The sequence below is a fragment of the Zoogloea sp. genome, from assembly GCF_023150065.1.
GTDB lineage: Bacteria > Pseudomonadota > Gammaproteobacteria > Burkholderiales > Rhodocyclaceae > Zoogloea.
The window spans coordinates 112771-138546 of sequence record NZ_JAKLLN010000014.1; the positions used below are offsets into that span (position 1 = coordinate 112771).

The following is a 25776-nucleotide window of genomic DNA, read 5'->3' on the forward strand; positions in this document are numbered from 1 at the left end:
GACAATCATCTGGATTCATGAGTGCCACCCTTGCCGGCGGGGGCATCTGTCGTCAGGACGCGTTGATCTCGCCAAACGCTATGGATGCTTTCAAGAACCAGGAGTAGTATACAAAACAACTACAAATCATATACGAGGCATCTGCGGTGGGAATCGTCAAAATTTCAGACCATATGCATGAAAGCTTGCGCCTGACCAGCGCGGCCCTGAGTCGCTCGATCAATGCGCAAGCAGACCATTGGCTCCGTGTCGGCATGCTTTCGGAACTCAACCCCAACCTTCGCTACGACGAAATCTGTCGCCTGCTGATCCAGGCCGAGCAGCAGGCACATGACGATAGCGACCTGCCCGATTCATTGTCGGAGAGGGTGGCATGACTGGCGCCAAAGCAACGCCCCTCCGCTCCGAGGCCGAGTTGGCCATGGCTCGGCGTGCCGGCAAACTGGCCGCCGATATCCTGTCCATGCTTGCCGAGCACGTTAAGCCAGGCGTAACGACCAATGAGCTGGACAAGCTATGCCATGACTACATCGTCAATGTGCAACGCGCAATTCCGGCCAATATCGGCTACCACGGCTATCCCAAGACGATTTGCGCGTCGGTCAATCATGTCGTTTGCCATGGAATACCGTCCGACCGGAAGCTGAAGAACGGCGACATCGTCAACATCGACGTCGCCATCATCAAGGACGGCTGGTTTGGCGACACCAGCCGCATGTACTTCGTTGGAGAACCGGGCATTCTGGCGAAACGGCTGGTTCGTACAACCTATGAGGCAATGCGGGCAGGCATCGAGCAAGTGCGCCCGGGCGCCACGCTGGGCGATGTCGGTCATGCGATCCAGACTGTTGCCCATCGCGAAGGGTTCAGCGTTGTTCGCGAGTACGGTGGCCATGGAATAGGAACGGTATATCACGATGAACTTCATGTTCTGCACTTCGGAAAGCCTGGCGCCGGTTTGATGCTCGAGGCAGGCATGGTGTTCACCATCGAACCGATGCTCAACGCCGGAAAGGCCGGCATCAAGCACCTGCCTGATGGCTGGACTGTGGTCACCAGGGATCGGTCGCTCTCGGCCCAGTGGGAGCATATGGTGGCGGTAACCAGGAACGGCTTCGAAGTGCTTACACCCTGGCCGGATGGCTACGGGGATTACGCCGCGATCATGTCGTTTCCCGAGGAACGAAGTGCTGCACGGGAGCAGAAGACGGACTGAGCAAGATGCCAGGCAGTCCGTGCCCGCAGGGTCACAACGCCAGGTGTGCTGCGATGTGGCGCTGGTCGTTCCGTGTCGGGCCGCAGACGGTAGGGAAGCTGCCGTTCAGTGGCGGAATGGCTGGCAAAGTGCTGGATACATTCAATTCACATTACTAACCATCACGGCTGGTCGAGCATGAACGCATTACCGCACCTCTGGCTTGCCTTGAAAGACGTCAGCAAGTTCATCATTGGCAACAGCGAAATCGGAAAGCAATGATGTCGCACACCCAATGTCTATGTTAGACAACCGTAGCAAATCATCCAGCTGCTTGGCGATTTCGTATATCGCCATCAAGCCAAGATTGCCAGCGGTGCCTTTTACGGCATGCAAAATCAGAAGAGCGTTTTTCCAATCCCTGTGCGCTATAAAATTCCTGAGCGACTTTACGGACTCGGCATTCCTGCCGATTTGAGTCTGCAGTAGGTTCAGGTACTTTTCCTCTCGATTACGCAACATTGAAAGACCACGCTTCAAATCTACGCCTCGTGTTGCAGCCAAGCGAGTCAAGGTAACCTCGTTCATCGTCGGCGAAGGTGAAACAGGTTCTGGATGTGAAATCGATGCAACCCCTGTTGCATCGCGTCGGCGAAGCCAGTTCAAGAGTGTTGCATACAACGAGTCGGGGTTGATGGGCTTGGCAATGAAGTCATTCATGCCGGCAGCCAAACATTCAGCGCGATCCTCCTCGAAGGCATTAGCCGTCATAGCAAGGATTGGCTTTGATGCCCACTCGGGCAAAGCACGAATGGCGCGCGTTGCCTCCACGCCGCCCATTTCGGGCATCTGCATATCCATCAGGATCAAATCATAATTTCCACTCTTGGCCTTCTCGATAGCAACCCTGCCATTTTCCGCAACATCGACCCATAAGCCCACGCCATTGAGCAGTTCGAGTGCGACCTCGACATTGACCTGGTTGTCTTCGGCGAGCAGTAACCGCGCGCCTTGGTGTAGGGCTTGCAAGTCTTCTTCAGCAGAAGCCGGAGGTCTCTCCTTAGTCGGCATCGTCCCGTGGCCACGTTGAAGCCACGCCGTAAACCAAAAGCAACTCCCTTGGCCTTCGATGCTCTCGCAACCGACTTCACCTTCCATCAAATTCGCTAAACGTTTCGTGATGGCGAGTCCAAGGCCTGTGCCGCCGTACTTTCGTGACGTGCTGTTGTCAGCTTGCTCGAATTCGTGGAACAGCTTGGCTTTCACGTCCAAGGACATACCAATGCCCGTATCCTTAACCGAAAAACGTACCTTGAAGCGTTCACCATGTTCTTCCAAAAGCTCAGCACTCAAGGTGATCCCGCCCTTCTCGGTGAACTTGATGGCATTGCCAGCAAAGTTGAGAAGGCCTTGCCGTAAGCGTAACAAGTCACCGCGCAACCATTGCGGTACATGGTCTGGATCAATAGAGACTGTAAGCCCTTTTGATTGGGCTGATGCGTTAATTAGCGATGCAATATGGTCGAGCACTTGATCAAGCGTGAAATTCTGCTCCTCCAATGACATCTTCCCTGCCTCGATTTTCGAGAGGTCGAGGATGTCATTGATGAGTGCAAGGAGGTGTTTCCCTGCTGCGTCGATCTTGGTCAATCGGTCGATTTGCTGCGGAGTAGGATTGCCTCGACGTAGCAGGTGACTAAGGCCTGTTATGGCATTCAACGGTGTCCGGATTTCGTGACTCATGTTGGCAAGAAAGGCGCTCTTTGCCACGTTTGCTGCTTCCGCCTGCCGTTTTGCTTCGGTCAAGGCTGAAGTGCGTTCTTCAACCAATTGCTCCAGATGCTCACGGTACTTGCTTAGTTCGTCGGCCTGAAGCTTCTTCTCAGTAATATCGGTTGAAAAGGCAATACGCCGCGCCGGAACACCCTCCACTGCGGGCTGTCGATAAACGAAGACCTCGACTGGAATAACGCGACCATCACTGCTACGGTGAAAGGTTTCACGCGAAACGAAGCCATGATCGTCAATAGCTTCAGTATCACTGCGCAGCATCTCCTTCGTGTAAAACGGATTGACATCCCATGTATGGAGATCGGTGATCTCCTCTGCCGAATAACCCAAGCGTTTCTGCATGGTGCTATTGGAATAGATAAATCGACCGGTTTGCTCGTCCACCCAGGCAACGCCGATTCCGACTGCATCCAAGGCGAGGTCGTTGTCGTGAAGACGCTGGTTCGCTTTTTCAAAAGCTATCGCCTGCTTCTTTCGTTCAGAGATATCCTCGGCAAAGAGGACGGCGCCACCGATTCTTTCATCTGGCCGGTACCAAGGTAGCATTTCCCATCTTAACCAGCAGTTGTCACCAATCGAGTCTTCTTCCGAACTACTTCCCCTCCCCTCAAGCGCAAGAGCAAGTGCTGTTTTCCACCATTCAGGTATCTCCGAGAGTGCCCCCATTGTTAATTCTGGATCACTAGGCTCCATATCCATAGCGGACAATTCATCCATCCAGCGCCGGCTTGCAGCCATGTATTGGCCCTCCCGGTCGAACATAGCCAGTGCGACGGGTGCGTTGGCGACGAGTTGCCGAAGCTGGCTCTCGCTTTCTCCGCGCTGTCGCAGGCGGAGGGAAAAGTACCAGGCGGACATCAAACCCAAAACTGCGACCAATATTGCGACGGCCGGCGCGGGTAAATAGCCGAGTGCCTCCTTCATCACCAAAGGCTTTGGAATGCCCATATTGACTCCAAAACCGGTACTCGGGTCGCGATCGTAGGCAGAGATCGTGGTCTGGCCGTCGAGATTGATGTTTTCAAACACGCCCAAGTCCGAGTGATGGATTTGTGACTGCAGCCGATCAGACACCTTTTTGCCAACAAACTTATCGTGTTCGCGTGTCCGTGCAATGATTGAGGCATTGGCATCGAAGACGTTGGCTACCCAATCTACCGGCAGGCGCTGATTACTGAGAATATCGCGCAATTGATCGACGCTAAGCACGCTGGTCAGGACATAAATGACCTTGCCGTCACGCTTTATCGGTGTATCGATAAAAATCTCGTAACGGCCAGAGATGGTGCCGATACTAAGATTGGATATTCGAGGCTCCCCGATTCTGAAGACTTCGTTGAGGCGACTCAGGTTCTTGGTAACCGGTAACGCTGTACCGAAATCAACGAGGGTATTGAACAACTGCTGTCCGGATTCATCGCTGAGGGCAATGTGATGTACAAGGCCGGAAGCCGTCTGTGCTTGCAACGCCATTTCATGGGCGCGGCGGAAGTTTTTTTCTTCGAGGTCACGGCCAAGAGCCCCACCAAGCCCGAGCGTGAAACGCATCACGTTCCCGAGCTCCTGATTGACTGTACGAGATATCGCCCTTGTCGTGAGCAACAAGTTTTGTCCGACGCGCTCTTGAACCCGCTCAAACTGTATTGCAGCAACGATGAAAGTTATCACCATGACACAGGCAACAGAAACAACCCCAAGCCAAACCACCACTTTCGGCTTGATTCGTGGTGAATTGTGACTCTGAGAGTGCCGCATCAGGCCCGGCAGAAATTGTTGTTTGGTCATGTAGAAGTCACAAGGCGAATCTTATCGTCGCTGCTGGCAGATCAATCATATGTCAGATTGAGGCAGCAATGGAGTCCTGTCTGCCCTTGCAATGCTACACCGACCATTTTCTCTAGTAACCCAGCACAAGCTGTGCAGACTGGTTGAAATGTTTAGCAGCCATTAATACGACGGCTGAACATTTACAGCGCAACAAAGACGCGCTCGAAGGTGTCGGGCGAGGCGATACGTAGTCCAGGCTCAGAAGGCGACGCAGCGACGGCAGTTTGATGCGCGCCCACTGGCTGATGTCCTGGAAGTCGTCCGCGCCGCTGAGGACCGCGCAGACCGCAACGGTCAGTATCTCGCTCAGGCGGTGGCGCGTTTGCCGAGCGTTACGCCAGTCCTCAAGTCCCTCGAAAACCTCGACCATGTCCATCAGCTCGCCCGTTTCCATCGTCCGCCCAACAAGGCAGGAAACTGCACAAAACGGAGGACTGTGGACAGTGTCACGGCAAGTGGCCGACGGTGAACGCTATTTCTGCTGCGGCGATGTCAGGTGAGTAGCTGCGAGAGCCCTGACGGGGAAACACGACCATGGCAATTATCCGAAATCATCTCCAAAACGATAATTTATTGAGATTGCGATAAAAGCCAATAAACAAGGCTCACCCTCCGCGCAGCCCCCCGGGCGTCACGCCAAACAGCCCCCGAAATGCGGCGATGAAGGCCGAGGGTGATTCGTAGCCATGGGCCATGGCGACCTCGGTGACGCCCACGCCGGCCTGCAGGGCGTCGAGGGACAGGACGAGGCGCAGGCGTTGCCGCCACAGGCCAAAGCCGAGCCCGGTCTCCTTGACGAAGAGGCGGGCCAGGGTGCGGTCGGATGCGCCGACGTGGTGGGCCCAGTCGCCCAGGTTGCGGGGGTCGGCGGGGTTTTCCTGGAGGGCGTTGCAGATGGCCACGAGGCGGCGGTCCTTGGGCAGGGGGAGGCGGAAGCCGCCCCGGCGCAGGACGGCCAGTTCGTCCAGCAGAACGGCCACCAGGCGGCCGGCGGGGCCTTGCGGGTCGTACTCCACGGGCAGTCCGCTGATCCGCTGGACCAGCTCGCCGGCCAGGGGGCTCATCTCCATCACGCAGCATTCGCCGGGCAGGTCGCCGGCCACTTCGGGGGCCACGTAGAGGCTGCGCATCTCGGCGCGGCCGCGGTTGACCACCTGATGGAGCACGCCGGGGGGGATCCACACCGCAAAGTGGGGCGGCGCCACGTAATCGCCCGCGGCGGTGCGCACCCCCAACACGCCGCTGCTGGCGTAGGAGAACTGGCACCAGGGGTGGGTGTGCTCCTCGGTCCAGGACCCGGGCGCCAGGGCTTCGTGCCGGCTGAAGACGGGGCGCGGCAGGTGGGTCATGGCCGGCACGGGGCGTTGATTGGGCTGCATCATGGTCTGCTTTGTCTGTTTGGCGGTATAAGGTGGCGATCTGTCGATAGATGGACAAGGCGGCAGCCCCTAAAGTTGCCGCTATCGCCCACAGCCCGAAATTCATCATGGCCCACACATCGCCCTCCCCTTCCGCCTTTCGGCGCGGCCTTGGCTGGCTGCACAAGGAGTGGTTTCTCGTGGGCATGCTGGCGGCGGTGGGGCTGGCCACCCTGCAGCCCGATGTGGGGCGCAGCGGCGGCCTGCTGCACGCCGAGCTCGTCACCAAGATCGGGATCGCCATCGTGTTCTTTCTGCACGGGCTGGGCCTGTCGTTTGCCAGCCTGCGCCAGGGGGTACTGAGCTGGCGGGTGCACCTGGTGGTGCAGGCCATGACCTTTGCGGTCTTCCCCCTCACCTGGCTGGCCGCCGATGCGCTGGTGGGGCGCTGGCTGCCCGCCGATCTGGCCCTGGGCTTCTGCTACCTGTGCGCCCTGCCCTCCACCATCTCGTCGTCGGTGGCGCTCACCGGCCTTGCCCGGGGCAATGTGCCGGCGGCCATCTTCAACGCCACCCTGTCCAGCGTGCTGGGCATTGTCATCACGCCGCTGCTGGTGGGCCTGCTGGCCCGGGTGGATGGGCAGAGCCTGCCCTTCATGGACACGGTAATCGGCATTGCCCAGCTGCTGCTCCTGCCCTTGGTGCTGGGCCAGCTGGCGCGGCCCCTGCTCCACGCCTGGCACCACCGCCACAAGCGCCTCACCACCCTGCTCGACCGCTGGGTGATCCTGCTGCTGGTGTATTCGGCCTTCTGCGATTCGGTGGCCGGCGGCCTGTGGCGCGACAACGGCGTGGGCACGCTGCTGCAGGCGGCCGTGGGGGCCGGCCTGCTGCTGGTGCTGGTGCTGGCCCTGTCCACCTGGCTGGCGCGCCGGCTGGGCTTCAGCACCGAGGACGAGATCACCGCGGTGTTCTGCGGCTCCAAGAAGACCCTGGCCTCGGGCGTGCCCATGGCCAAGCTGCTGTTCGGCGCCAGCCCGGCCATCGGGCTGATCATGCTGCCCATCATGTTCTATCACCAGATCCAGCTGTTCGTGTGCGCGCTGCTGGCAAACCGCTACGCCGGGCGAAAGGCGGTGAAGCCGGGGCCCGGAACGGGCCTCTGACTAACACCACAAAAATTCTTCTTGCATGAGCACTGACCGGAGGCAATACAATCGCGGGCTCAACCTATCTGCATAAGCCAAGATCAATAAGCCCATGTTCAAGAAACTCACCACCACTTGTATCGCCCTTAGCAGCGTAATCCTGATGGCCGGTTGTGCAACCGAGCAGTCGCGCACCCTCGAAGTTGCCAAGGTGGCCTCGGCCGGCACGCCCTACAACGGCACACGCAGCCCCATTTCCGTGGGCAAGTTCGACAACCGCTCCAACTTCATGCGCGGCATCTTCACCGATGGCGTCGACCGTCTCGGCAGCCAGGCCAAGACCATCCTGATCACGCACCTCCAGCAGACCGGCCGCTTCAACGTCCTGGATCGGGCAAACATGGACGAGATCAAGCAGGAAGCGGGTTACTCCAAGGCCACCCAGAACATCAAGGGCGCGAGCTACGTGATCACCGGTGACCTCACCGAGTTCGGTCGCAAGGAAACCGGTGACAAGCAGCTGTTTGGCCTGCTGGGGCGTGGCAAATCACAGGTGGCGTATGCCAAGGTGGCTCTCAACGTCGTCAATGTCCAGACCTCCGAAGTCGTGTTCTCGAGTCAGGGGGCCGGCGAATACAGCCTCGACAGCCGGGAGATCATCGGCTTTGGTGGCACCTCGGGTTATGACTCCACGCTCAACGGCAAGGTGCTTGATCTGGCCATGCGTGAAGCCATCAACAACCTGGTGAGCGGCATTGAGTCGGGCGCCTGGAAACCCGGCCAGTAAGGTTTCAAGGACACACCCGCCATGCCAGCCCACCGTTTTGCCCGACTGCCGGCCCACGCCGCCCTCATCGGCGGCCTGCTCCTCACAGGCTGCGTCACCCGACCCCAGCCGCTGTACCACTGGGGCGACTATCAACCCCACGTTTACGGCCACTTCACCAAGGACAAATCCCCCCAGGAGCAGATCGCCGGCCTTGAAGCGGGGCTCGAAGCCGCGCGCGCCAAGGGCAAACCCGTTCCGCCCGGCTATCTGGCCCATCTGGGCATCCTGCACGGGCAAAGCGAGCGCCCCGACCAGATGCGCAAGTACTTCGAGGCCGAGAAGAATCAATACCCCGAAAGCGCAACCTACATCGACTTCCTGCTGCGGAAATTCCGGTAACCCTTTTTTCAAGGTCCAGAGATGCAACTCAAGCTATTCAAGCTGCGCTTTGCGCGAGCGGCCGTCAGCGCCGCCGTGCTCGCAGCCACGGTCACGGGCTGCGCCGTCAACAGGCAGCCCCACGACTACACGGCCTTCAAGCAGAGCCGCCCGGCCTCGATCCTGGTGATCCCGCCCCTCAACAACTCACCCGACGTGGCGGCCACCTACAGCATGCTGTCCCAGGTCACCCTGCCGCTGGCCGAAGCGGGCTACTACGTGTTTCCGGTGAGCCTGGTGGACGAGACCTTCCGCCAGAACGGCCTGGTCAACCCGGCCGAGATGAACGAGGTCAAGCTGCAGAAGCTGCGTGAGATCTTTGGTGCCGACGCCGCGCTCTACATCAGCATCAAGCATTACGGCACAACCTACGTCGTGCTCTCCAGCGAGAGCCGCGTCACCGCCGACGCCACTCTGGTGGATCTGCGTACCGAACAGGTGCTTTGGAAGGGCTCCGCCACGGCGTCGAGTGCGGAAGGCCGCAATTCCGGCGGAGGCCTGGTCGGCTTGCTGGTGCAAGCAGTCGTCAGCCAGATCGTGGAAAGCTCGACCAACCGTTCCCACCCCATTGCCGGGGTTGCCAGCTATAGGCTGCTCGCCGCGGGCATGCCCAACGGCATTCTCTATGGTCCGCGTTCGCCAAAGTACAAGACGGACGGCAACACCCAGCCCTGAGTGAACGCACCGAAAAGGCCCAGGCGGGGGCTGTCCACTCAATCAAGACAAACCCTGCCCGCTCAGAAAGTTGCGTCGACTGACCGGCCGGGAGCGCCCCGGCTCACAGTCCACTTTCCGCCCGGGTCATCTCAAACACCGTCGCTGTCAGCCAACCCCTGAAAGAATCGTTGTCCTGGAATTGTTTGAACAACTGCGCGTCGTCCCTGAACATCGCCGTGATGACCCGCTTGAGCGCCTTGTCGTGCTCAATGCGGGCCGTGCTCGGCGTATTCTTCATCGCATTTTGATAGGCTGGATCAGCGGCAACCTTGGGCGGGATGATTTCGGTAATCCGCTTTTCCACCGACTTCGAGTCCAGAAACAGCCCACCGAACTGGTCGTTGAACTGCTTCACGATGTTCGACAGCTTGTCCAGTTCCGGTTCCGGTTTGCGCCCGCCGCCACCGGTCGGCGCCGGTTCGATCTCGGCATCCGCATCCGGTAGCGCGATGGCGATCATCGCCTGCTTCTCGGCGCGGTAGCTGTCCATGTCGATCGCATCGAGAATGCCTTTCGCCAGGTCTTCTTCCACCGGCGCGGGCAGTTTGTCGATCAGGAAGTTCAGGAAGATCGAAAGCTTCTCCCAATCCTGCACGCCATAGGGCAGGATCGTCGCGAGAAAGTCGTAGCTGCGGGTGAAGGACTTCGCCTTGCCCTTGAAATCCACCTGCTGGTCTTCGTCGAGGTCGTGCACATAGACGGCCACGCACGCATCGAGGATCGGATCGAGCTTCTCCCGTGGCGCGCCCTCCAGAAACAAGGTGACCAAGGCGTCAATCTGCTCGGGCGTATAGACCTGATGCTGGTCCAGTTCGCCCTTGAGTGTATGCAGCTTGTCCGGGTCGGTCTCGCTGCTCAGGATTGTCGTGCGGTAGTAGTCGGCAAATGATTTTTCGATGGTCTCGGTATCGTTCTGAAAATCGAGCACAAACACGTCGCTCTTTTTCGGGTGGGCCCGGTTCAAGCGCGAGAGTGTCTGCACTGCCTTGATACCCGACAGCGCCTTGTCCACATACATCGTGTGCAAAAGCGGTTCGTCGTAGCCGGTCTGGAACTTGTCGGCGCAGATCAAAAAGCGATACGGGTCTTCCTGAATCCGGTCGATAATGTCGTTGCCCGGAAAACCGTTCAACCTGGCCTCGCTGACTTTCTCGCCCTTGTATTCCGGCTCGCCCGAAAAGGCGACGATCGCCTGATACGGGCTCTTCAGCTCTGCGAGGTAAGCGCGAAACGCGAAGAAATACTCGATCGCCCGCTGAATGCTGCCCGTCACCACCATCGCCCGCGCCTGACCGCCGATCTTGCGCTGGCCGATCACCTGTTCAAGAAAGTGATCGATCATGATTTCGGCCTTGTCGCGGATCGCCTTGCTGTGGCTCTCGACATAAACGCGCAGTTTCTTGCGGGCCTTTTTCACGTCGTATTCAGGGTCGCCGGCCACCGTCTTGGCCAGCCGGTAGTAACTCGCTACCGGTGTGTAGTGTTTGAGCACATCGAGGATGAAGCCCTCCTGAATCGCCTGCTTCATCGTGTAACCGTGGAAGGGCCGGTGCTTCACCTCGCCACCGGCCTCATACGGCACGCCAAAAATCTCCAGCGTCTTGCTCTTCGGTGTCGCGGTGAAGGCAAAGTAACTGGCGTTGGGCAGCAGTTTGCGTGACTCGATGATGCGGTTGATCCTGTCCTCGGTGGTTTCGTCCTCTTGTTCCGCGCCGCCCTCGGCGAGCGCCATGCTCATCGCCGCCGTGGCGCGGCCGCCCTGGCTGGAGTGCGCCTCGTCGATGATGATCGCAAACCGCCCACCGCGATGCGCCTCTCCGATGCGATCAAGCACGAAGGGAAAGGTCTGCACGGTGGAAATGATCAGCTTCTTGCCGTCCTTGAGAAACTTCGTCAACTGCTCGGTCTTCGAACTGCCGGCACCTTCCTTCACCGCGCCAATGATGCTGCCGACCTGGGCAAAGCCCTTGATCGTCTCGCGAATCTGCTGGTCGAGAATCCGGCGGTCGGTGATGACGATGATCGAGTCGAACACCTCCGCCCCGTCCTTGGTGAGGCCGATCAACTGGTGCGCCAGCCAGGCGATCGAATTCGACTTGCCGCTGCCCGCCGAGTGCTGGAGCAGATACCGCTTGCCGGCGCCGTGTTCGAGCACATCGGCGAGCGTTTGCCGCACTACGTCGAGCTGATGGTAACGGGGAAAAATCTGCACCTGCTTCTTCTGGCCCGTCTTCGGGTTCACCTCCTCGACGATCTGCGCGTAGTTCTCAAGAATTTCGGTCAGCCGTGCCGGCGTGAGGATGCGCTTCCACAGGTAATCCGTCTTCAGTCCGTCCGGGTTCGGTGGGTTGCCCGCGCCATCGTTCCAGCCCTGGTTGAAGGGCAAAAACCACGAATCCTTGGCCGTCCCCTTGCTGCCCTTGAGGGCGGTGCACATCCGCACCTCGCTGTCGTCCACCGCAAAATGCACCATGCACCGGCCAAAGGCGAACAAGGTTTCGCGCGGATCGCGGTCGCGTTTGTATTGCTCCACCGCGTCGTCCACCGTCTGCTTGGTCAGGCTGTTTTTCAGCTCGAAGGTAATCACCGGCAGGCCGTTGATGAAGGCGCACAAATCCAGCGAGCGCTTGCCTTGGTCGCGGCTGTAATGAAGCTGGCGGGTGATGCTGAAACGGTTGCTGGCATGGCGCGCCACTGCCTTGGCGTTTATCGCCGAGGGCGTGCCGTAGAACAGGTCGAAGCTCAGCGGACCATGTTTGATGCCCTTGCGCAGCACGTCGATCACCCCGCGCCGGGTGATCTCGCCTTGCAGCCGGGCGAGGAATTTCTGCCGCGCCATGTCTGTGCTGTCGTGGGCGTCGTCGATACCCAGCCTGGCGAACTCGTCGGGCTGAGTGGTGCCCAAAAAGACGAACAGCTGCGCGGTATCGACCGCAAACTCGCGGTCATAAGCGGCTGAATCTCCGGCAAACCAGCCCGTGCCACCGTAAGCAGGCGCAGGCTCGGCAAGGCCGGGCGTTGCGATGGAAGCCAGACCATCGACACCGGTCAGGTGCCGCATGATCAGCGTTTCGAGGCCTTTTTCGCTGGTGTCGGTTTTCATGGGGTTAGAGCTTGGCCTTGAGGATGCGCTCCAGCCTTGCAAAGGCAGCTAATGAACTGAGTGCAGCTGGGGTAAGCGTCCCGACGACCTCAAAAGAACGCTTGCCCTTGGCATAGGCGTTGGAGCAATCACGCGTCGCTTGGGTAAGTTTGTCGTGAACCTCCTTACGGTTTCGTTTCTCCAGATCGATCAGTGGCGGCAAGGCATTCTCCTGGAGCTTGTGGCCGTAATGCGCTTTCAACGCGGTACGGTCGGCAACGATCCAGGTTTCCATACACGTCGTCATCAGAAGAACCTGCTCATCGTCCGCGCCGGCAGGCCTATGCCAGTTGTCCCGTGCCTTGAGATGCTCCCACGTCTTTTCGCCATCGGCCACGGGGTCTTCGCTGTCGATCAGCATGGCGATGTAATCGCCTTTTTTGCTATGACTGTGGGCCGTTTTGAAGTCATCAAGCGCTGAGTTACGGCCGCCGCACGCGGTGAGCCGGGGCATCTTCTTGCCTGCTGCGAAGCCTAATTTCCCGATCAGTTTGCGAAATCCCTCGCGGCAGCGAATTTGATCTTCTTTGGACTCTCCGCCCTCAATATAAAGATGTGCACTCACCAGCGGGTTCCTCCTATCTGCCCTTTTGTCCAAAGCTGACCAAGCCGATATTTCGCCAGCCATTGCTGCAGATCTTCTGGAACCAGTCTTTGCATCGTGGTTTGCCCTTCCGATTTGGCGCAAACAACCACGCACTCCGGCGTCTCGGTCATGGCATCAACGAGGATGTCCGAGTGAGTCGTCACAATGAGTTGTGTCCGGGTTGATGCAACACGCAATAAATCGGCCACTTTAGGAAGAATGTCGGGGTGCAGGCCCAGCTCGGGCTCCTCAATGCAGATCAGTGGCGGCGGATCGGGATCGCAGAGAATGGCCAGCAGGCACAGATAGCGCAGTGTGCCATCTGAAAGGCGCGTCGCCGGTATCGGAAAGTCCCCTTCAGTAAAGAAGACCTGCACCGTACTGCCCTCAATAAACACATTAAAGTCCGTGATCCCGTCGTAGAGATCTTTCAATCCGGCGAGGATGGCCTTGTTCGCGACGGGTGAGCGGGTTTTCAAGCGGTTGAGGAAGAGACCGAGATTGGAGAAGTCCTCCTCCAGAACGTCATTCCGCATGTCAGCCTTCTGCGGCTCACGAAACACGGCATTGCGTCCGAAGGCCCATTCGCGATAGATGCGTATCTTCTCGTAGTTCTGTGCCAGCCATGCCAGCTCTGGATAGGTTTCAGGGTCGCGCCGCTGGGCGAGTATCGAACGGTCGGGTTCAATGGTGTCCTTGGCAAGGCCACGCTTTCCTCCTTGCTTCGTATTCACCACCGGATTCCCTTTTTTGTAGCGGTAGTAGAAGAGCACATCCTTCTCCTTGGCCGACCGGGGCTCCGTTTCTTCCACGGTTTCGTCATCCAACGAGAACGCTTGCGACACAGGGTGGAAGGCCATGGCATGGCGCAGGGGCTTCTGCCCTTTGGGATAACTCACCACCCAATCAATTGACGCTGGCGCTTTCGGCCCGCCTTTCCATATCCACTCGGAAACACCGCCGCCCTTCCGCGTCACATCACGGAACTCCTTGGGTGCGGCACGCATGAGGCTGATGGCCTCGATGAGGTTGGACTTGCCGCTGCCATTCGGGCCGATGAAAAGGTTCAGGGACTGAAGTTCAATGCCCGTACTGTCAGGCCCGAAAGACAGGAAGTTCTTCGGCGCTAGATGGCGGATCAGGATCGCATCGGTCTTGGTCGGCATGGCTCAGGATTCCTCGGCTTCAATTTCATCCAGCATATCAGAGTCGCCCGGCGCCTCGTCGGTGAAGGCATCGGCGGCGGGGCCGATAGGCAAGTCGGGCAGCTTGCCAGCCGCTTCGCGCACGTCGAGCTTGCCGGTCACGATGTCGGCGGTCAGGCGCGTGCGGTATTCCTGCATCAGCGCGATTTCGCGCTCGGTGCGGGCGATGGCGGTGTTGAGGGGGTCTGTCGCCTCAGTAAGCGCCGCCAAAATTACGGCTTGCTCATCTAATGGTGGCATTGAAACCCAGAGTCCCTTTACTACGCCTTGACCAATATTCTGCATGGAGCTGCTTGCGCCGTTGGTGCTGCTCTCAATCTGGGCACGGCTAGGTTGCCCACGCAACGCGAGAACAAGGAACTTAGGAATGAAGCACAGTGTTAGTGGCCTGAATCGGAACAGTTTGTCGCAGAGAATCAGCTTGCGCCGAGGATTCTCCGCCAACGCAGCGAGACCGAGCAGTTCTCGGGTATTGGCCCGGCTCATCAGAATATCGCCGTCGCGAATCTCTAAGCTGAAATCCGGCAAGAATGTGGCCGGCAACTTCTTGTTTTGATCTCCGTTAAATTTATCTTTGTTTACGCACCCAACCTTGAGCACGCCCCATTCATTGGATGCCGCGGGTTGGCCATCACATTGCGGCGACCAACCTTGCTCTATACGAGTGATACATTGTTTGAGTTTTCGTGTCTCCCAATGCCTCGGAATCTCGCCAAGCCAAGGAATACCGGACGGTTTGAGAGAAACGTTGGGGTCGAGGCCGCGGGTGACGGCGCGGTGGATGATGGCCTGCTTCTGCTCGTTCAGCAGCCCGATCAGCTTGCGCTTGGCGCGGATGAATCCGTCGATCTTCCAGTTCGCGTGGTCCAGAAAGCGCACGATGGCCGCCTGCTCATCGGGTGGCGGGAGCACTACTGCTATCCGAAAGAAGGCCTCTGGATAGAGTCTGAGACGGGAACTGTTTACCCCTGTGGAGCGGCGCTGGTACTCGTCCGCATAAAGTGGCGTTCGGAGTAGCTGATCCGCGAATCGTGGCAGAAACGTCTCGGTGTTGATGAGCCGGTAAACGCCATATGCCGGACTAACAATGCCCGTGTGTCTGGAGACGCCCAAGGCCGCCATCCAAGCCCAAAGTGTGTTGATCACCAAGTCCTGCGGACGACAGATCTTGTGCCCCACATTCGACTCAGCCATGAACATGGTGACGTTCTTCTGACTGCGAGGTGTAACGCCGGTCTTGTGTGACACAGACAGAAGTTCCTCTTTGCCTGTCCTGGATCGCTCATCGACCTCGCGGAAGAGAAACTTGGCCCGTCGCAACTCCCACGAAGATGGCAACTGACCGAGCCAACGCTCACCCGACTCCTTATATTCCGCATACGGCTTGAGCCCCTCGATCATGGCTCAAGCTCCCGTTCTTCCAGGCGCGTCGTACTGTCGGCGTCGCTAAACCCTCCTCCAGCGATCTCACTGAGCAGCCCTTCGGTTTCTTGCTCCAGCGCCAGAATGTCGGCGCTGATCTCAGCCAGGCTGCGCAGCTGCGGCGGCTGGTAGAAGTGGCGGGTGAAGCTGATTTCGTAGCCGATTTTGGTGTCGGCCTCGACGATCCAGGCATCGGGTGTGTAGGGGAGCACTTCGCGGCGGATGAAGGCTTCGATGCCGCCGGCCTCCTGCAGCGGGATTTGCTCGTAGTCGCGCAGTTCGCTGTCGGGTTCGTATTCGACGACGCAGGTCTTGCCGTCGATGGTTGCTTCGAACAGGCCGTGCAGGGGGGCGGGCCGGGCTTTGCCGGGTTTGTGGATTTTTTTGATTACCGCCGGTGCGTCTTCGACCCGCCAGCTGACGGCGTTGATGATCAGCTTGAGGTCGGCGGCGCTCGGCTTGAGGCCGAGTTGCTTGAGCGTGGCGTCAACGCGTTGAAGGAAGAGGTTGTGGTCTTCCATCAAGCCGTCGCCAAGGGCTTCACGGAGCCGGGTAGCGGTTTCGATAAGCTGGGCATCGCGCTTCCAGGTGGCCTCGTTGAGGAGCTTTTTCTTTTTGGCTTCGGGGAGGGCCTTTCTGGCCGGGGCCTCGCCGTTTTCGTCGTCGTCCGCTTCGCTGTCGGCCTTGCCGTAGTCGTTGACGAGTTGTTCCAGTTGCTGGCGGACGCTGGCGGGCTTGTCGAACAGTGCGTCGCCGAGTTGATCAAAGAGCGCGGCGCGGATGTCTTCGTCGCCCGAGGCGTAGCGCAGGGTTTCGATACGCGGGCGGGTAAGCTGGCTGTGCAGGCGTAGCGGCCGCTCGACCTTGACTTTCCAGTAACCGAAAGCGGCGTTGGGGAAAATTTTCGACTGCGGGGTTTCCTTGAAGGCGAGGAAGGTGTCGCAGATGCGCTCGATGTCATCGGCGGCGAGTTCGCAGTTCTTTTTGCCCATGTTCTTGCGCAGCGGCTTGAACCATTGCGTGGCGTCGATGAGCTGGACCTGGCCCTGGCGGTGCGCGGGTTTACGGTTGGTCAGCACCCAGACGTAGGTGGCGATGCCGGTGTTGTAGAACAGGTTCAGCGGCAGGGCGACGATGGCTTCCAGCCAGTCGCTTTCGATGATCCAGCGGCGGATGTTGCTTTCGCCCTGGCCGGCATCGCCGGTGAACAGCGACGAGCCGTTATGCACCTCGGCGATGCGGCTGCCGAGGGGCGTGTCGTGCTTCATCTTGCTCAGCATGTTGGCCAGAAAGAGCATCTGGCCGTCGCTGGAGCGCGTGACGAGCGAGTATTCGGCATCGCCGGCGTGGTCGATGACGAAGCGCGGGTCTTTCAGGTCTTTCTTGCCGCCCATGCGTTCCAGGTCGCTCTTCCAGCTTTTGCCGTAAGGCGGATTGGCGAGCATGAAATCGAACTCGCGGGAGCGGAAGGCGTCGTTGGCCAGCGTGCTGTGTTCCGGGCCGCCGACGATGTTGTCGGCCGCGTCGCCGTCGCCCTTGAGCAGGAGGTCGGCCTTGCAGATGGCGTAGGTTTCGCCGTTGATTTCCTGGCCATACAGATGCGTAGCGACCTGCTTGCCGTGGGCCCTGGCGATCTGCTGGAGGGTTTCTTCGGCCACGGTGAGCATGCCTCCGGTCCCACAGGCGCAGTCGTAAAGCAGGTAGGTGCCGGACTCGATCTTGTCGGCCACCGGCAGGAACATCAGGTTGGCCATCAGGCGCACGGCGTCGCGCGGCGTCCAGTGCTCGCCGGCCTCTTCGTTGTTTTCTTCGTTGAAGCGGCGCACGAGCTCTTCGAACATCGTGCCCATGGAGTGGTTGTCGAGGCCGGGCAGGTCACCCATCGGGAAGGGGCTGATGTTGATGTCCTTGTCGAGGAATTTCTCGATCAGCATGCCGAGGGCGTCGGCTTTGGACAGGCGCGGGATCTGGTGGCGAAACTCGAAGTTGGTCAGGATGTCCTGCACATTGGGCGAGAAGCCATCGAGGTAGGCCTCGAAGTCGTCCTTGAGTTTTTGCTGGGTGGCGCGGGCTTTGAGATCGCGCAGCAGAAAGGGCGAGGTATTGTAGAACGCCTGGCCGGAGGCAGCGCGCAACGCGTCGTCCTGATTGGTGATGCCTTCCTTGTCCAATGCGGCCTTCATCTCCAGCACGGCCTGCTTGCTTGGCTCCAGCACGGCATCGAGGCGGCGCAATACGGTCATGGGAAGAATGACGTCACGGTATTTTCCGCGCACATAGACGTCGCGGAGCACGTCGTCGGCGATGTTCCAGATGAAATTGGTCAGCCAGTTGAGTTGTGCTTGATCCATGAAGAAATTTCCTGTTGTCGGCAATGCATCGTTCTCCCTGCTTTCAGGCAGGCCGGGCATTGTCTTTCAGCAAACAGGTATCCGCAACGTGTGGCCAAAGGGAAAACGCCTGGCGCGCCGACCCGCGACAAGCAGCGGTTTGGCCTCAATTCGTGGTAGCGCCCCTCGGCTCTTCCACGGCTCAAGCCCCCTCGTTCATCCCCGTCCGCTCGAACCAGTCCTCCAGAAACTCCACGCACACCTTGACCTTGGCGGACACCGACAGGCGGGAGGGGTACACCGCCCACACGTCGGCCTGCTGGTAATAGGCGGGGAGGACGGGCACGAGCAGGCCCGCTTCGATCTCGCGGGAGACGTCCCAGGTGGAGCGCAGGATGATGCCGTGACCGTCGATGGCCCACTGGCGGACGATCTCGCCGTTGTTGGCCGACAGCGGCCCGCTCACCTTGATGGCGACGCGCCCCTCCGGCCCTTCCAGCTCCCAGCGTCCGAAATCCTGGTCGCGCTCGCGGATGGGGATGCAGTGATGCCCCTTCAGATCATCCAGCGTGCGAGGCGTGCCGCAGCGCGCCAGGTAGGCGGGGGAAGCGCACAGCACCCGCCGGTTGCGGGCGATGCGGCGCTTGATGACGTTGCCCTCCCGGACATGCCCGAGGCGGATGTCAAGCTGGAAGCCCTCCTCCACCAGATCCACCAGCCGGTCGAAGAGCTCCACCTGGATCTCCAGCTGCGGGTGGCGCCAGGCCAGGGCCGACAGGGCCGGGGCCAGGCGGCTGCGGCCAAAGCCGGTGCTGCTGCAGATGCGCAGAAGCCCGCTGGGGGCGGCCTTCTCGCGGGAGATGGCCTCGCCCATCAGGTCCACGTCCTCGAGGATGCGCTGGGCCCACTGGTGCACGATCTCGCCCTGGGCGGTGAGGGAGACGTTGCGGGTGCTGCGGTGAAACAGGCGCTCGTGCACGGCGGCCTCGAGCAGGGCGATGCGCTTGCTCACCACCGCCTTGGAAACCCCCAGCTCCCGGGCAGTTTCGGCAAAGCTGCGGTGGCGGGCCACCACGCAGAAGAGGCGAAGGTCATCCAGCTCGGGGGTTATGTTCACGATTCGTGTCCACGGGATTCACATTTCAACGAATTGTATTTATTACCGTGATCTTTAAGCTAGGGGCTCCTCAACTTCGTCCGTGGCAAGGAGCCCTCCATGAAACACCGCATCGCAGTCATCGCCGGCGACGGCATCGGCCGGGAGGTCATGCCCGAGGGCCTGCGCGTGCTCGAGGTGGCCATGGACAGGTTTGGCCTCGAACTGGAGTTCGTCACCTTCGACTGGGCCCACTGCGACTACTACCTGGCCCACGGCAAGATGATGCCGGACGACTGGTTTGCCCAGCTCAAGGGCTTTGACGCCATCTACTTCGGCGCCGCCGGCTGGCCGACCACGGTGCCCGACCACATCTCCCTGTGGGGCTCGCTGATCAAGTTCCGGCGCGACTTCGACCAGTACGTGAACCTGCGCCCGGTACGCCTGATGCCGGGCGTGCCCTGCCTCCTGGCCAACCGCAAGGTGGGCGACATCGACTTTTACGTGGTGCGGGAAAACACCGAGGGGGAATACTCGTCGGTGGGCGGCCGCCTGTTTGAAGGCACCGAGCGGGAGACGGTGATCCAGGAGTCGATCTTCACCCGCAAGGGCGTGGACCGCATTCTCAAGTTTGCCTTCGACCTGGCCCGGTCGCGCCCCAAAAAGCACCTCACCTCGGCCACCAAGTCCAATGGCATCGCCATCAGCATGCCCTACTGGGACGAGCGGGTGGAGCACATGGCCGGCGACCACCCCGAGGTGCGCTGGGACAAGTACCACATCGACATTCTCACCGCGCGCTTCGTGCTCAGCCCCGAACGCTTCGACGTGGTGGTGGCCTCCAACCTGTTCGGCGACATCCTCTCGGACCTGGGGCCGGCCTGCACCGGCACCATCGGCATCGCCCCGTCGGCCAACCTCAACCCCGAGCGCAACTTCCCGTCCCTGTTCGAGCCGGTGCATGGCTCGGCCCCGGACATCTACGGCCAGGGCATCGCCAACCCCATCGCCATGATCTGGTCGGGGGCCATGATGCTGGACTTCCTCGGCAACGGTGACGCCCGCTACAAGGCCGCCCACGACGCCATCATGCAAGCCATCGAGCAGGTGCTGGTAAACGGCCCGCGCACGCCGGACATGGGCGGCAGCGCCAGCACCGTCGAAGCAGGCCAGGCCGTCGCCGCAGCCCTGGCAGCCCTGCCCGCGCACTGACACCTACCGCCCCTCCGGATAGATAAACCGCCCATGCACGCCCTCGCGATCACCGAGCTTCTCTCCGTCCTCACGCTGGGCGCGGCCCTGGGCTTCTTCGGTGGGCTCTTCGGCATCGGCGGCGGCATCATCGCCATCCCCTTCCTGGCCCTGGCCTTCGGCATGGAGCAGGCCCTGGCCCAGGGCACATCCCTGGCCATGATGGTGCCCATCCTGATGGTCGGCTGGTGGCGCTACACCCGCCGCCATCCGGTGGCCCTGCGCACGGCCCTGCCCCTGGCCCTGCTGGCCTCGGCCACCACCTACGGCGTGGCCCATGTGGCCACCGGGCTGGATTCGTCGGTGCTGCGCGCGGTGTTCAGCGTGTTCCTCATCGCCGTGGCCCTGCGCATGCTGGCGGCGGGCAAGCGCAAGGCCGACGAGGCCGGCGCCAAGGCCCTCATCCACCGCCGCTGGCTGCCCCTGGTGGGCATCCCCGGCGGTGCGTGCATGGGGCTGCTCGGGGTAGGCGGCGGGCTGCTCGCCACGCCCTTCTTCACCCAGCTCTTCGGCCAGCGCCAGACCGTGGCCCAGAGCCTGTCCCTGGTGCTGGTCACCCCCTGCTCGGCGGTGGCGCTCTTCACCTACAGCCACGCCCACCAGGTGGACTGGTCCATCGGCCTGCCCATGGCCATCGGCGGCCTGCTCACGGTATCGGCGGGGGTCTCGGTCGCCCACCGCCTGCCCGAACGCACCATGCGCCTGGCCTTCGCCTGGATGATCCTGCTCACCGCCCTGTGGATGCTGCTCAGGCCACTGATCCTGTAAGCGCGGCTCAAGACATCCGTGGGGTCGAATTCATTCGACCTCCTTACGCTCACTCGCCGGCCTGCCTTTAAGTAGAGTCCGTGGTCGAATAAATTCGACCCCACGAGTTGGCTACCGGTCATTCCCCCGCCAGCTTCCGCCGGCGTTTCTGGCCAGCTGCACCGCCGCCACCAGGCGCCGGGCGGCGAGGTCGTTGGCGCTGCGCTGGGCGGCCAGGTGGGTGGCCTGGGCGGTGAGCACGTTGATGAAGCTCACGGTGCCGGCCTTGTACTGGTTGAGGGCAATGGCCTCGGCCTCGGCGGCGGCGGCCACGGCGGCGGCCTGCTCGACGGCGGCTTCGGCCAGCAGGCGGTCGGCGGCCAGGTTGTCTTCGACCTCCTGGAAGGCGGTCAGCACGGTCTGGCGGTAGGTGGCCACGGCCTGCTCCCAGCTGGCCTGGGCCTGGGTGACCGCCGCCTTGCGGGCACCCGCATCAAAGATCGAAGCAGCCAGGGTGGGCCCCAGGGACCAATAGCGGCTGGGCACGGTGAGCAGATCCTCGATCTGGGAGCGGCGGAAGCCCGCCGAGGCCGACAGGCCCAGCACCGGAAAGCGGGCCGCCTGGGCGGCGCCGATGGCCGCGTTGGCGGCCGCCACCCGGCGCTCGGCGGCGGCAATGTCGGGGCGCCGCTCGAGCAGCGCTGACGGCAGGGTGCGGGGGCCCTGCACCACCGGCAGCGCCCCACCCGATGGCAGGCTGAAGCCGGCCGGGGCCTGCCCGGTGAGCACCGCCAGGGCGTGCTCGAACTGGCTGCGTGACAGGCGGCTGTCCAGGGCCGAGGCGCGGGCGCTGCGCAGCTGGCTCTCGGCCTGGACCACGTCGGCCTTGCTGGCCACGCCGGCCTTGTAGCGGTTGCGGGTCAGCGCCAGCGAGCGCGCGTAGGCGGCGGCAGCGTCTTCCAGCAGGGCCTGCTGGCGCTCGGCGGCGCGCAGCTGGAAATAGGTCTGGGCCAGGGTGGCCTGGATGGACAGGCGGGCAGCGGCCAGATCGGCCTCGCTGGCCACCACCCGCGCGTCGGCGGCCTCCACGGTACGGGCGATGCGCCCCCACACGTCCAGCTCCCAGCTGGCGGTGGCGCCCAGGCTGAAGCTGTTGCGCGGCGGCGCGCTCCCCGCCGAGTCGGTGGCGGCCGAGGTGGCCGAGCGGGTGGCGCCCGCGGTGGCATTGACCGCCGGCAGCCACGACGCCCGTGCCGAATCGGCCAGGGCCACGGCCTGGCGGTACTGGGCCTCGGCGATGCGCAGGTTCTGGTTGCTCACCTCGACCCGGGCCTGCAGCGCATCGAGCACCGGGTCATTGAAAAGCCGCCACCAGGCCCCGGGGTCAAGCCGGTCGGCCGGCTCGGCAGGCTTCCAGTCGCCGGCCTCCTTGAAGGCCGCAGGGACTTCCAGCGTGGGGCGGACATGGTCGGGGCCGAGGGAGCAGGCGGCGAGGCTCAGGGTGCAGAGCACCGCAAACAGCGCCTTTACGGCGGTAGGGGCGACTTCAGTCGCCCGCGGACGCTGATCCACAGCCTTACGCTGATCAACGCACGATGGGCGACTGAAGTCGCCCCTACAAGCCGCCCCCACGGGGACAAGGTTTCTCCGGTCATTCATGGGCAGGCAGGCTCCGCTTGCGGCGCAGACGGTCGAGCATGACGAACACGACCGGCGTGGTGTAGAGGGTGAGGATCTGGCTGAGGATCAGGCCGCCGACGATGGCGATGCCCAGGGGCTGGCGCAGTTCGGCGCCGTCGCCGCTGCCGATGGCCAGGGGGATCGCCCCGAACAGGGCCGCCAGGGTGGTCATGAGAATGGGCCGGAAGCGCAGCAGGCCGGCGTGGTGGATGGCGTCGCGGGCGTTTTCGCCCAGGTGGCGCATGCGCTCGATGGCCACGTCGATCATCATGATGGCGTTCTTCTTGACGATGCCGATGAGCAGGATCACGCCGATCATGGCGATCAGGCTGAACTCGGTGTCCCGGGCCATCAGCGCCAGCAGCGCCCCCACCCCGGCCGAGGGCAGGGTGGACAGGATGGTGATGGGGTGGATGAGGCTCTCGTAGAGCATGCCGAGCACGATGTAGATGGTGAGGATGGCCGCCAGAATGAGCCAGGGCTGGGAGCTCATGGATTTCTGGAAGGCCCCCGCCGAGCCTTCGAAGCTGGTACGGATGCTCACCGGCACGCCGATGTCGGCCAGGGCCTGGTTGATGGCCACAGTGGCTTCGCTGAGGGCGCGCCCCTCGGGCAGGGCAAAGCTGATGGTGGAAGCCGCCGAGCCGCCCTGGTGGCTCACCGACAGGGGGGCCAGGGTGGACTCGAAGCGGGCCACCGAGGCCAGGGGCACCCGGGCACCGTCCGCCGCCACCAGGTGGAGCCGGGCCAGGGACTCGGGCCCCTGGAGGAAGTCGGGGGCCGCCTCCAGCACCACCCGGTACTGGTTGAGGGGGTTGTAGATGGTGGACACCTGGCGCTGGCCGTAGGCGTTGTTGAGCGCGGTGGTGGCGGCGCGCATCGTTATGCCGTGGCGCGAAAGGGCGTCCCGGTCGAACACCACGGTGGTCTGGGGGCCCCGGTCCTGCTGGTCGCTGCTCACGTCGGTGATGGCGTCGAGCCGGCTCAGGGCGTTGCGGATGCGCGGCTCCCAGACCCGCAGCTCCTCCAGGCTGTCGGACTGCAGGGTGAACTGGAAGCTCGAATTGCCCGAGCGCCCGCCGATGCGGATGTCCTGGGTGGAGCTGAGGTAGAGGCTGGCGCCGGGCACCTTGGCGAGCTTCTTGCGCAGGCGGCCGATCACCGCCTCGGCAGGCTCCTTGCGTTCGTCGATGGGCTTGAGGGTGACGAACAGGGAACCATAATTGCGCTGGGACCCGCCCGTGAAGCCGGTCACCGTATCCACCGCCGGGTCGGCCCCGACGATGGTCAGAAACTGGTCCATCTTGTCCTTCATGGCCTGGAAGGAGATGGCCTGGTCGGCCTCGACGAAGCCCCGCAGGCGGCCCGTGTCCTGCTGGGGAAAGAAGCCCTTGGGGATGGTCTGGTACAGGTGCACGTTGAACCCCACCGTGGCCAGCAGCACCAGCAGCACCAGCCAGCGGTGGTCCAGGGCCCAGCCCAGGCTGCGCCGGTAGGCATCGGCCAGAGCTTCCAGGGCCCGCCCCACGGCCCGGTCCACACGCCCCCGCTCGGCTTCCGGCGGGCGCGGGCGCAGCAGGCGGGCGCACATCATCGGCGTGGTGGTGAGGGACACCACCATGGACACCAGGATGGCCGCCGACAGCACCACGGCAAACTCCCGGAACAAGCGCCCGACGATGCCGCCCATGGCCAGGATGGGGATGAACACGGCGATCAGGGACAGGCTCATGGACAGCACCGTGAAGCCGATCTCCCGCGCTCCGCGCAGGGCAGCCTGACGGGGCGGCATGCCCGCGTCCACATGCCGGGCGATGTTCTCGAGCACCACGATGGCGTCGTCCACCACAAAGCCGGTGGCGATGGTGAGGGCCATCAGGGACAGGTTGTCGAGGCTGAAGCCGGCCAGGTACATGATGGAGAAGGTGCCCACCAGGGACACCGGCACCACCACGCTGGGGATGAGGGTGGCGCGCCAGTTGCGCAGGAACAGGAAGACCACCATCACCACCAGGGCCACCGAGATCACCAGAGTGCGCTCCACCTCGCGCAGGGAGCCGCGGATGGTGGGGGTGCGGTCCATGACCACGTCCACATCCACCGCCGGGGAGGCGTTGGCGCGCAGCAGGGGCAGCAGGGCCGTGACCCGGTCCACCGTCTCGATGATGTTGGCGCCGGGCTGGCGATTGACCATCAGCAGCACCGCCGGCCGGCCGTTGGCGTAGCCGTAGTTGCGGTCGTTCTCGACCCCGTCGCGCACCCGGGCCACGTCGCCCAGGCGCACCGCGGCGCCGTTCTTCCACGAGATTATCAGGGGGCGGTAGTCGGCAGCGGTGCGGGCCTGGTCGTTGGCCCCCACCTGCCAGGCGTTGCTGTCGCCCTCCACCACGCCCTTGGGGCGATTGACGTTGCTGGCGACGATGGCGGTGCGCACGTCGTCCAGGTTGAGCCCCACGGCCGCCAGCCGCTCCGGGGCCACCTCGACCCGCACCGCCGGCAGGGACGCCCCGCCGATGGACACCTGCCCCACCCCGTCCACCTGGGCCAGGCGCTGGGCCAGCACGGTGGAGGCGACGTCGTAGAGCTGGCCCTGGTTGAGGGTGGCCGAGGTGAGCGCCAGGATGATGATGGGCGTCTCGGCGGGGTTCACCTTGCGGTAGGTGGGGTTGTTGGGGAGGCTGGTGGGCAGCTGGCCCCGGGCTGCGTTGATGGCCGCCTGCACGTCCCGGGCGGCACCGTCGATGTCCCGGGACAGGTCGAACTGCAGGGTCACCCGGGTGGAGCCGAGGGAGCTGGACGAGGTCATCTCCGTCACCCCGGCGATCTGCCCGAGGATGCGCTCCAGCGGCCCGGCCACCGTCGCCGCCATCACCTCGGGGCTCGCCCCGGGCAGGTTGGCCGACACCGAGATGGTGGGGTAATCCACCTGGGGCAGCGGCGACACCGGCAACAGCCGGAAGGCAATCGCCCCCGCCAGCACCACGGCCAGGGTCAGCAGCGTGGTGGCCACCGGCCGGAAGATGAACAGGCGCGACAGGTTCATCGCCGACACGCGCCCCGTGGGGTCGAATTTA

18 protein-coding genes and 1 pseudogene are annotated in these 25776 nt (G+C 62.2%); 8 read left to right on the forward strand and 11 right to left on the reverse strand.

What is annotated here, in order from left to right:
- Positions 1-146 precede the first annotated feature (146 nt).
- Positions 147-377: a ParD-like family protein gene (locus L6Q67_RS15865; protein WP_296571392.1), complete on the forward strand. Its 231-nt coding sequence runs from the start codon at positions 147-149 to the stop codon at positions 375-377.
- Positions 374-1216, forward strand: a complete 843-nt coding sequence (map, locus tag L6Q67_RS15870) for a type I methionyl aminopeptidase (RefSeq protein ID WP_296571395.1) — start codon at positions 374-376, stop codon at positions 1214-1216. The genes L6Q67_RS15865 and map overlap by 4 nt, the downstream gene beginning before the upstream one ends.
- A gap of 186 nt (positions 1217-1402) precedes the next feature.
- On the opposite strand, the gene L6Q67_RS15875 is transcribed toward map, so the two are convergent.
- The 3 genes and pseudogenes from L6Q67_RS15875 to L6Q67_RS15885 all read right to left on the reverse strand — a co-directional run bounded on the left by L6Q67_RS15875 (position 1403) and on the right by L6Q67_RS15885 (position 6192).
- Positions 1403-4771 (reverse strand): response regulator, encoded by a 3369-nt coding sequence (locus L6Q67_RS15875; protein WP_296571398.1) that lies wholly within the window; start codon positions 4769-4771, stop codon positions 1403-1405.
- Between the two features lie 194 nt (positions 4772-4965).
- Positions 4966-5207 (reverse strand): annotated as a pseudogene (locus tag L6Q67_RS15880) (transposase family protein); the annotation flags it as partial.
- Positions 5208-5418: 211 nt separating this feature from the next.
- Entirely contained in the window at positions 5419-6192 is a 774-nt protein-coding gene (locus tag L6Q67_RS15885; RefSeq protein ID WP_296571401.1) for a helix-turn-helix transcriptional regulator, read from the reverse strand.
- 107 nt (positions 6193-6299) lie between these two features.
- Between L6Q67_RS15885 and L6Q67_RS15890 the strand changes: the two genes are divergently transcribed.
- The 4 genes from L6Q67_RS15890 (at position 6300) to L6Q67_RS15905 (ending at position 9201) form a co-directional block, all read left to right on the forward strand.
- Positions 6300-7337 carry a bile acid:sodium symporter family protein gene (locus L6Q67_RS15890; RefSeq protein WP_296571404.1) on the forward strand — a complete coding sequence of 346 codons (1038 nt, stop codon included), beginning with the start codon at positions 6300-6302 and terminating at the stop codon, positions 7335-7337.
- Positions 7338-7431: 94 nt separating this feature from the next.
- A complete protein-coding gene (locus tag L6Q67_RS15895) occupies positions 7432-8106 on the forward strand; it encodes a CsgG/HfaB family protein (protein WP_296571406.1) in 675 nt (224 codons plus the stop codon).
- Between the two features lie 21 nt (positions 8107-8127).
- Entirely contained in the window at positions 8128-8487 is a 360-nt protein-coding gene (locus L6Q67_RS15900) for a DUF4810 domain-containing protein (RefSeq protein ID WP_296571409.1), read from the forward strand.
- 21 nt (positions 8488-8508) lie between these two features.
- Positions 8509-9201 (forward strand): DUF799 domain-containing protein, encoded by a 693-nt coding sequence (locus L6Q67_RS15905; RefSeq protein WP_296571413.1) that lies wholly within the window; start codon positions 8509-8511, stop codon positions 9199-9201.
- A gap of 103 nt (positions 9202-9304) precedes the next feature.
- On the opposite strand, the gene L6Q67_RS15910 is transcribed toward L6Q67_RS15905, so the two are convergent.
- The 6 genes from L6Q67_RS15910 to L6Q67_RS15935 form a co-directional block, all read right to left on the reverse strand.
- Entirely contained in the window at positions 9305-12346 is a 3042-nt protein-coding gene (locus L6Q67_RS15910; protein WP_296571416.1) for a type I restriction endonuclease subunit R, read from the reverse strand.
- A gap of 4 nt (positions 12347-12350) precedes the next feature.
- Positions 12351-12950 carry a DUF4276 family protein gene (locus L6Q67_RS15915; RefSeq protein WP_296571419.1) on the reverse strand — a complete coding sequence of 200 codons (600 nt, stop codon included), beginning with the start codon at positions 12948-12950 and terminating at the stop codon, positions 12351-12353.
- Positions 12947-14137: an AAA family ATPase gene (locus L6Q67_RS15920; RefSeq protein WP_296571430.1), complete on the reverse strand. Its 1191-nt coding sequence runs from the start codon at positions 14135-14137 to the stop codon at positions 12947-12949. Before L6Q67_RS15920 ends, L6Q67_RS15915 begins: the two co-directional genes overlap by 4 nt.
- A gap of 3 nt (positions 14138-14140) precedes the next feature.
- Positions 14141-15577: a hypothetical protein gene (locus L6Q67_RS15925; RefSeq protein WP_296571433.1), complete on the reverse strand. Its 1437-nt coding sequence runs from the start codon at positions 15575-15577 to the stop codon at positions 14141-14143.
- Positions 15574-17949: a class I SAM-dependent DNA methyltransferase gene (locus tag L6Q67_RS15930; protein ID WP_296571436.1), complete on the reverse strand. Its 2376-nt coding sequence runs from the start codon at positions 17947-17949 to the stop codon at positions 15574-15576. Before L6Q67_RS15930 ends, L6Q67_RS15925 begins: the two co-directional genes overlap by 4 nt.
- A 181-nt stretch (positions 17950-18130) precedes the next feature.
- Complete coding sequence (locus L6Q67_RS15935) at positions 18131-19045, reverse strand: LysR family transcriptional regulator (protein ID WP_296571439.1); 915 nt, start codon at positions 19043-19045, stop codon at positions 18131-18133.
- Positions 19046-19144: 99 nt separating this feature from the next.
- On the opposite strand from L6Q67_RS15935, the gene L6Q67_RS15940 reads away from it, so the two are divergent.
- A complete protein-coding gene (locus tag L6Q67_RS15940; RefSeq protein WP_296571441.1) occupies positions 19145-20236 on the forward strand; it encodes a tartrate dehydrogenase in 1092 nt (363 codons plus the stop codon).
- Between the two features lie 33 nt (positions 20237-20269).
- Positions 20270-21043, forward strand: coding sequence for a sulfite exporter TauE/SafE family protein (locus L6Q67_RS15945; protein WP_296571444.1), 774 nt, complete (start codon positions 20270-20272; stop codon positions 21041-21043).
- 111 nt (positions 21044-21154) lie between these two features.
- Here the strand turns inward: L6Q67_RS15945 and L6Q67_RS15950 are convergent, their stop codons facing one another.
- Positions 21155-22594 carry an efflux transporter outer membrane subunit gene (locus L6Q67_RS15950; RefSeq protein WP_296571447.1) on the reverse strand — a complete coding sequence of 480 codons (1440 nt, stop codon included), beginning with the start codon at positions 22592-22594 and terminating at the stop codon, positions 21155-21157.
- 79 nt (positions 22595-22673) lie between these two features.
- The gene (locus L6Q67_RS15955; RefSeq protein ID WP_296571450.1) at positions 22674-25745 is read right to left on the reverse strand and encodes a multidrug efflux RND transporter permease subunit; all 3072 of its coding nucleotides are present in this window, start codon (positions 25743-25745) and stop codon (positions 22674-22676) included.
- Positions 25746-25776: the final 31 nt, after the last annotated feature.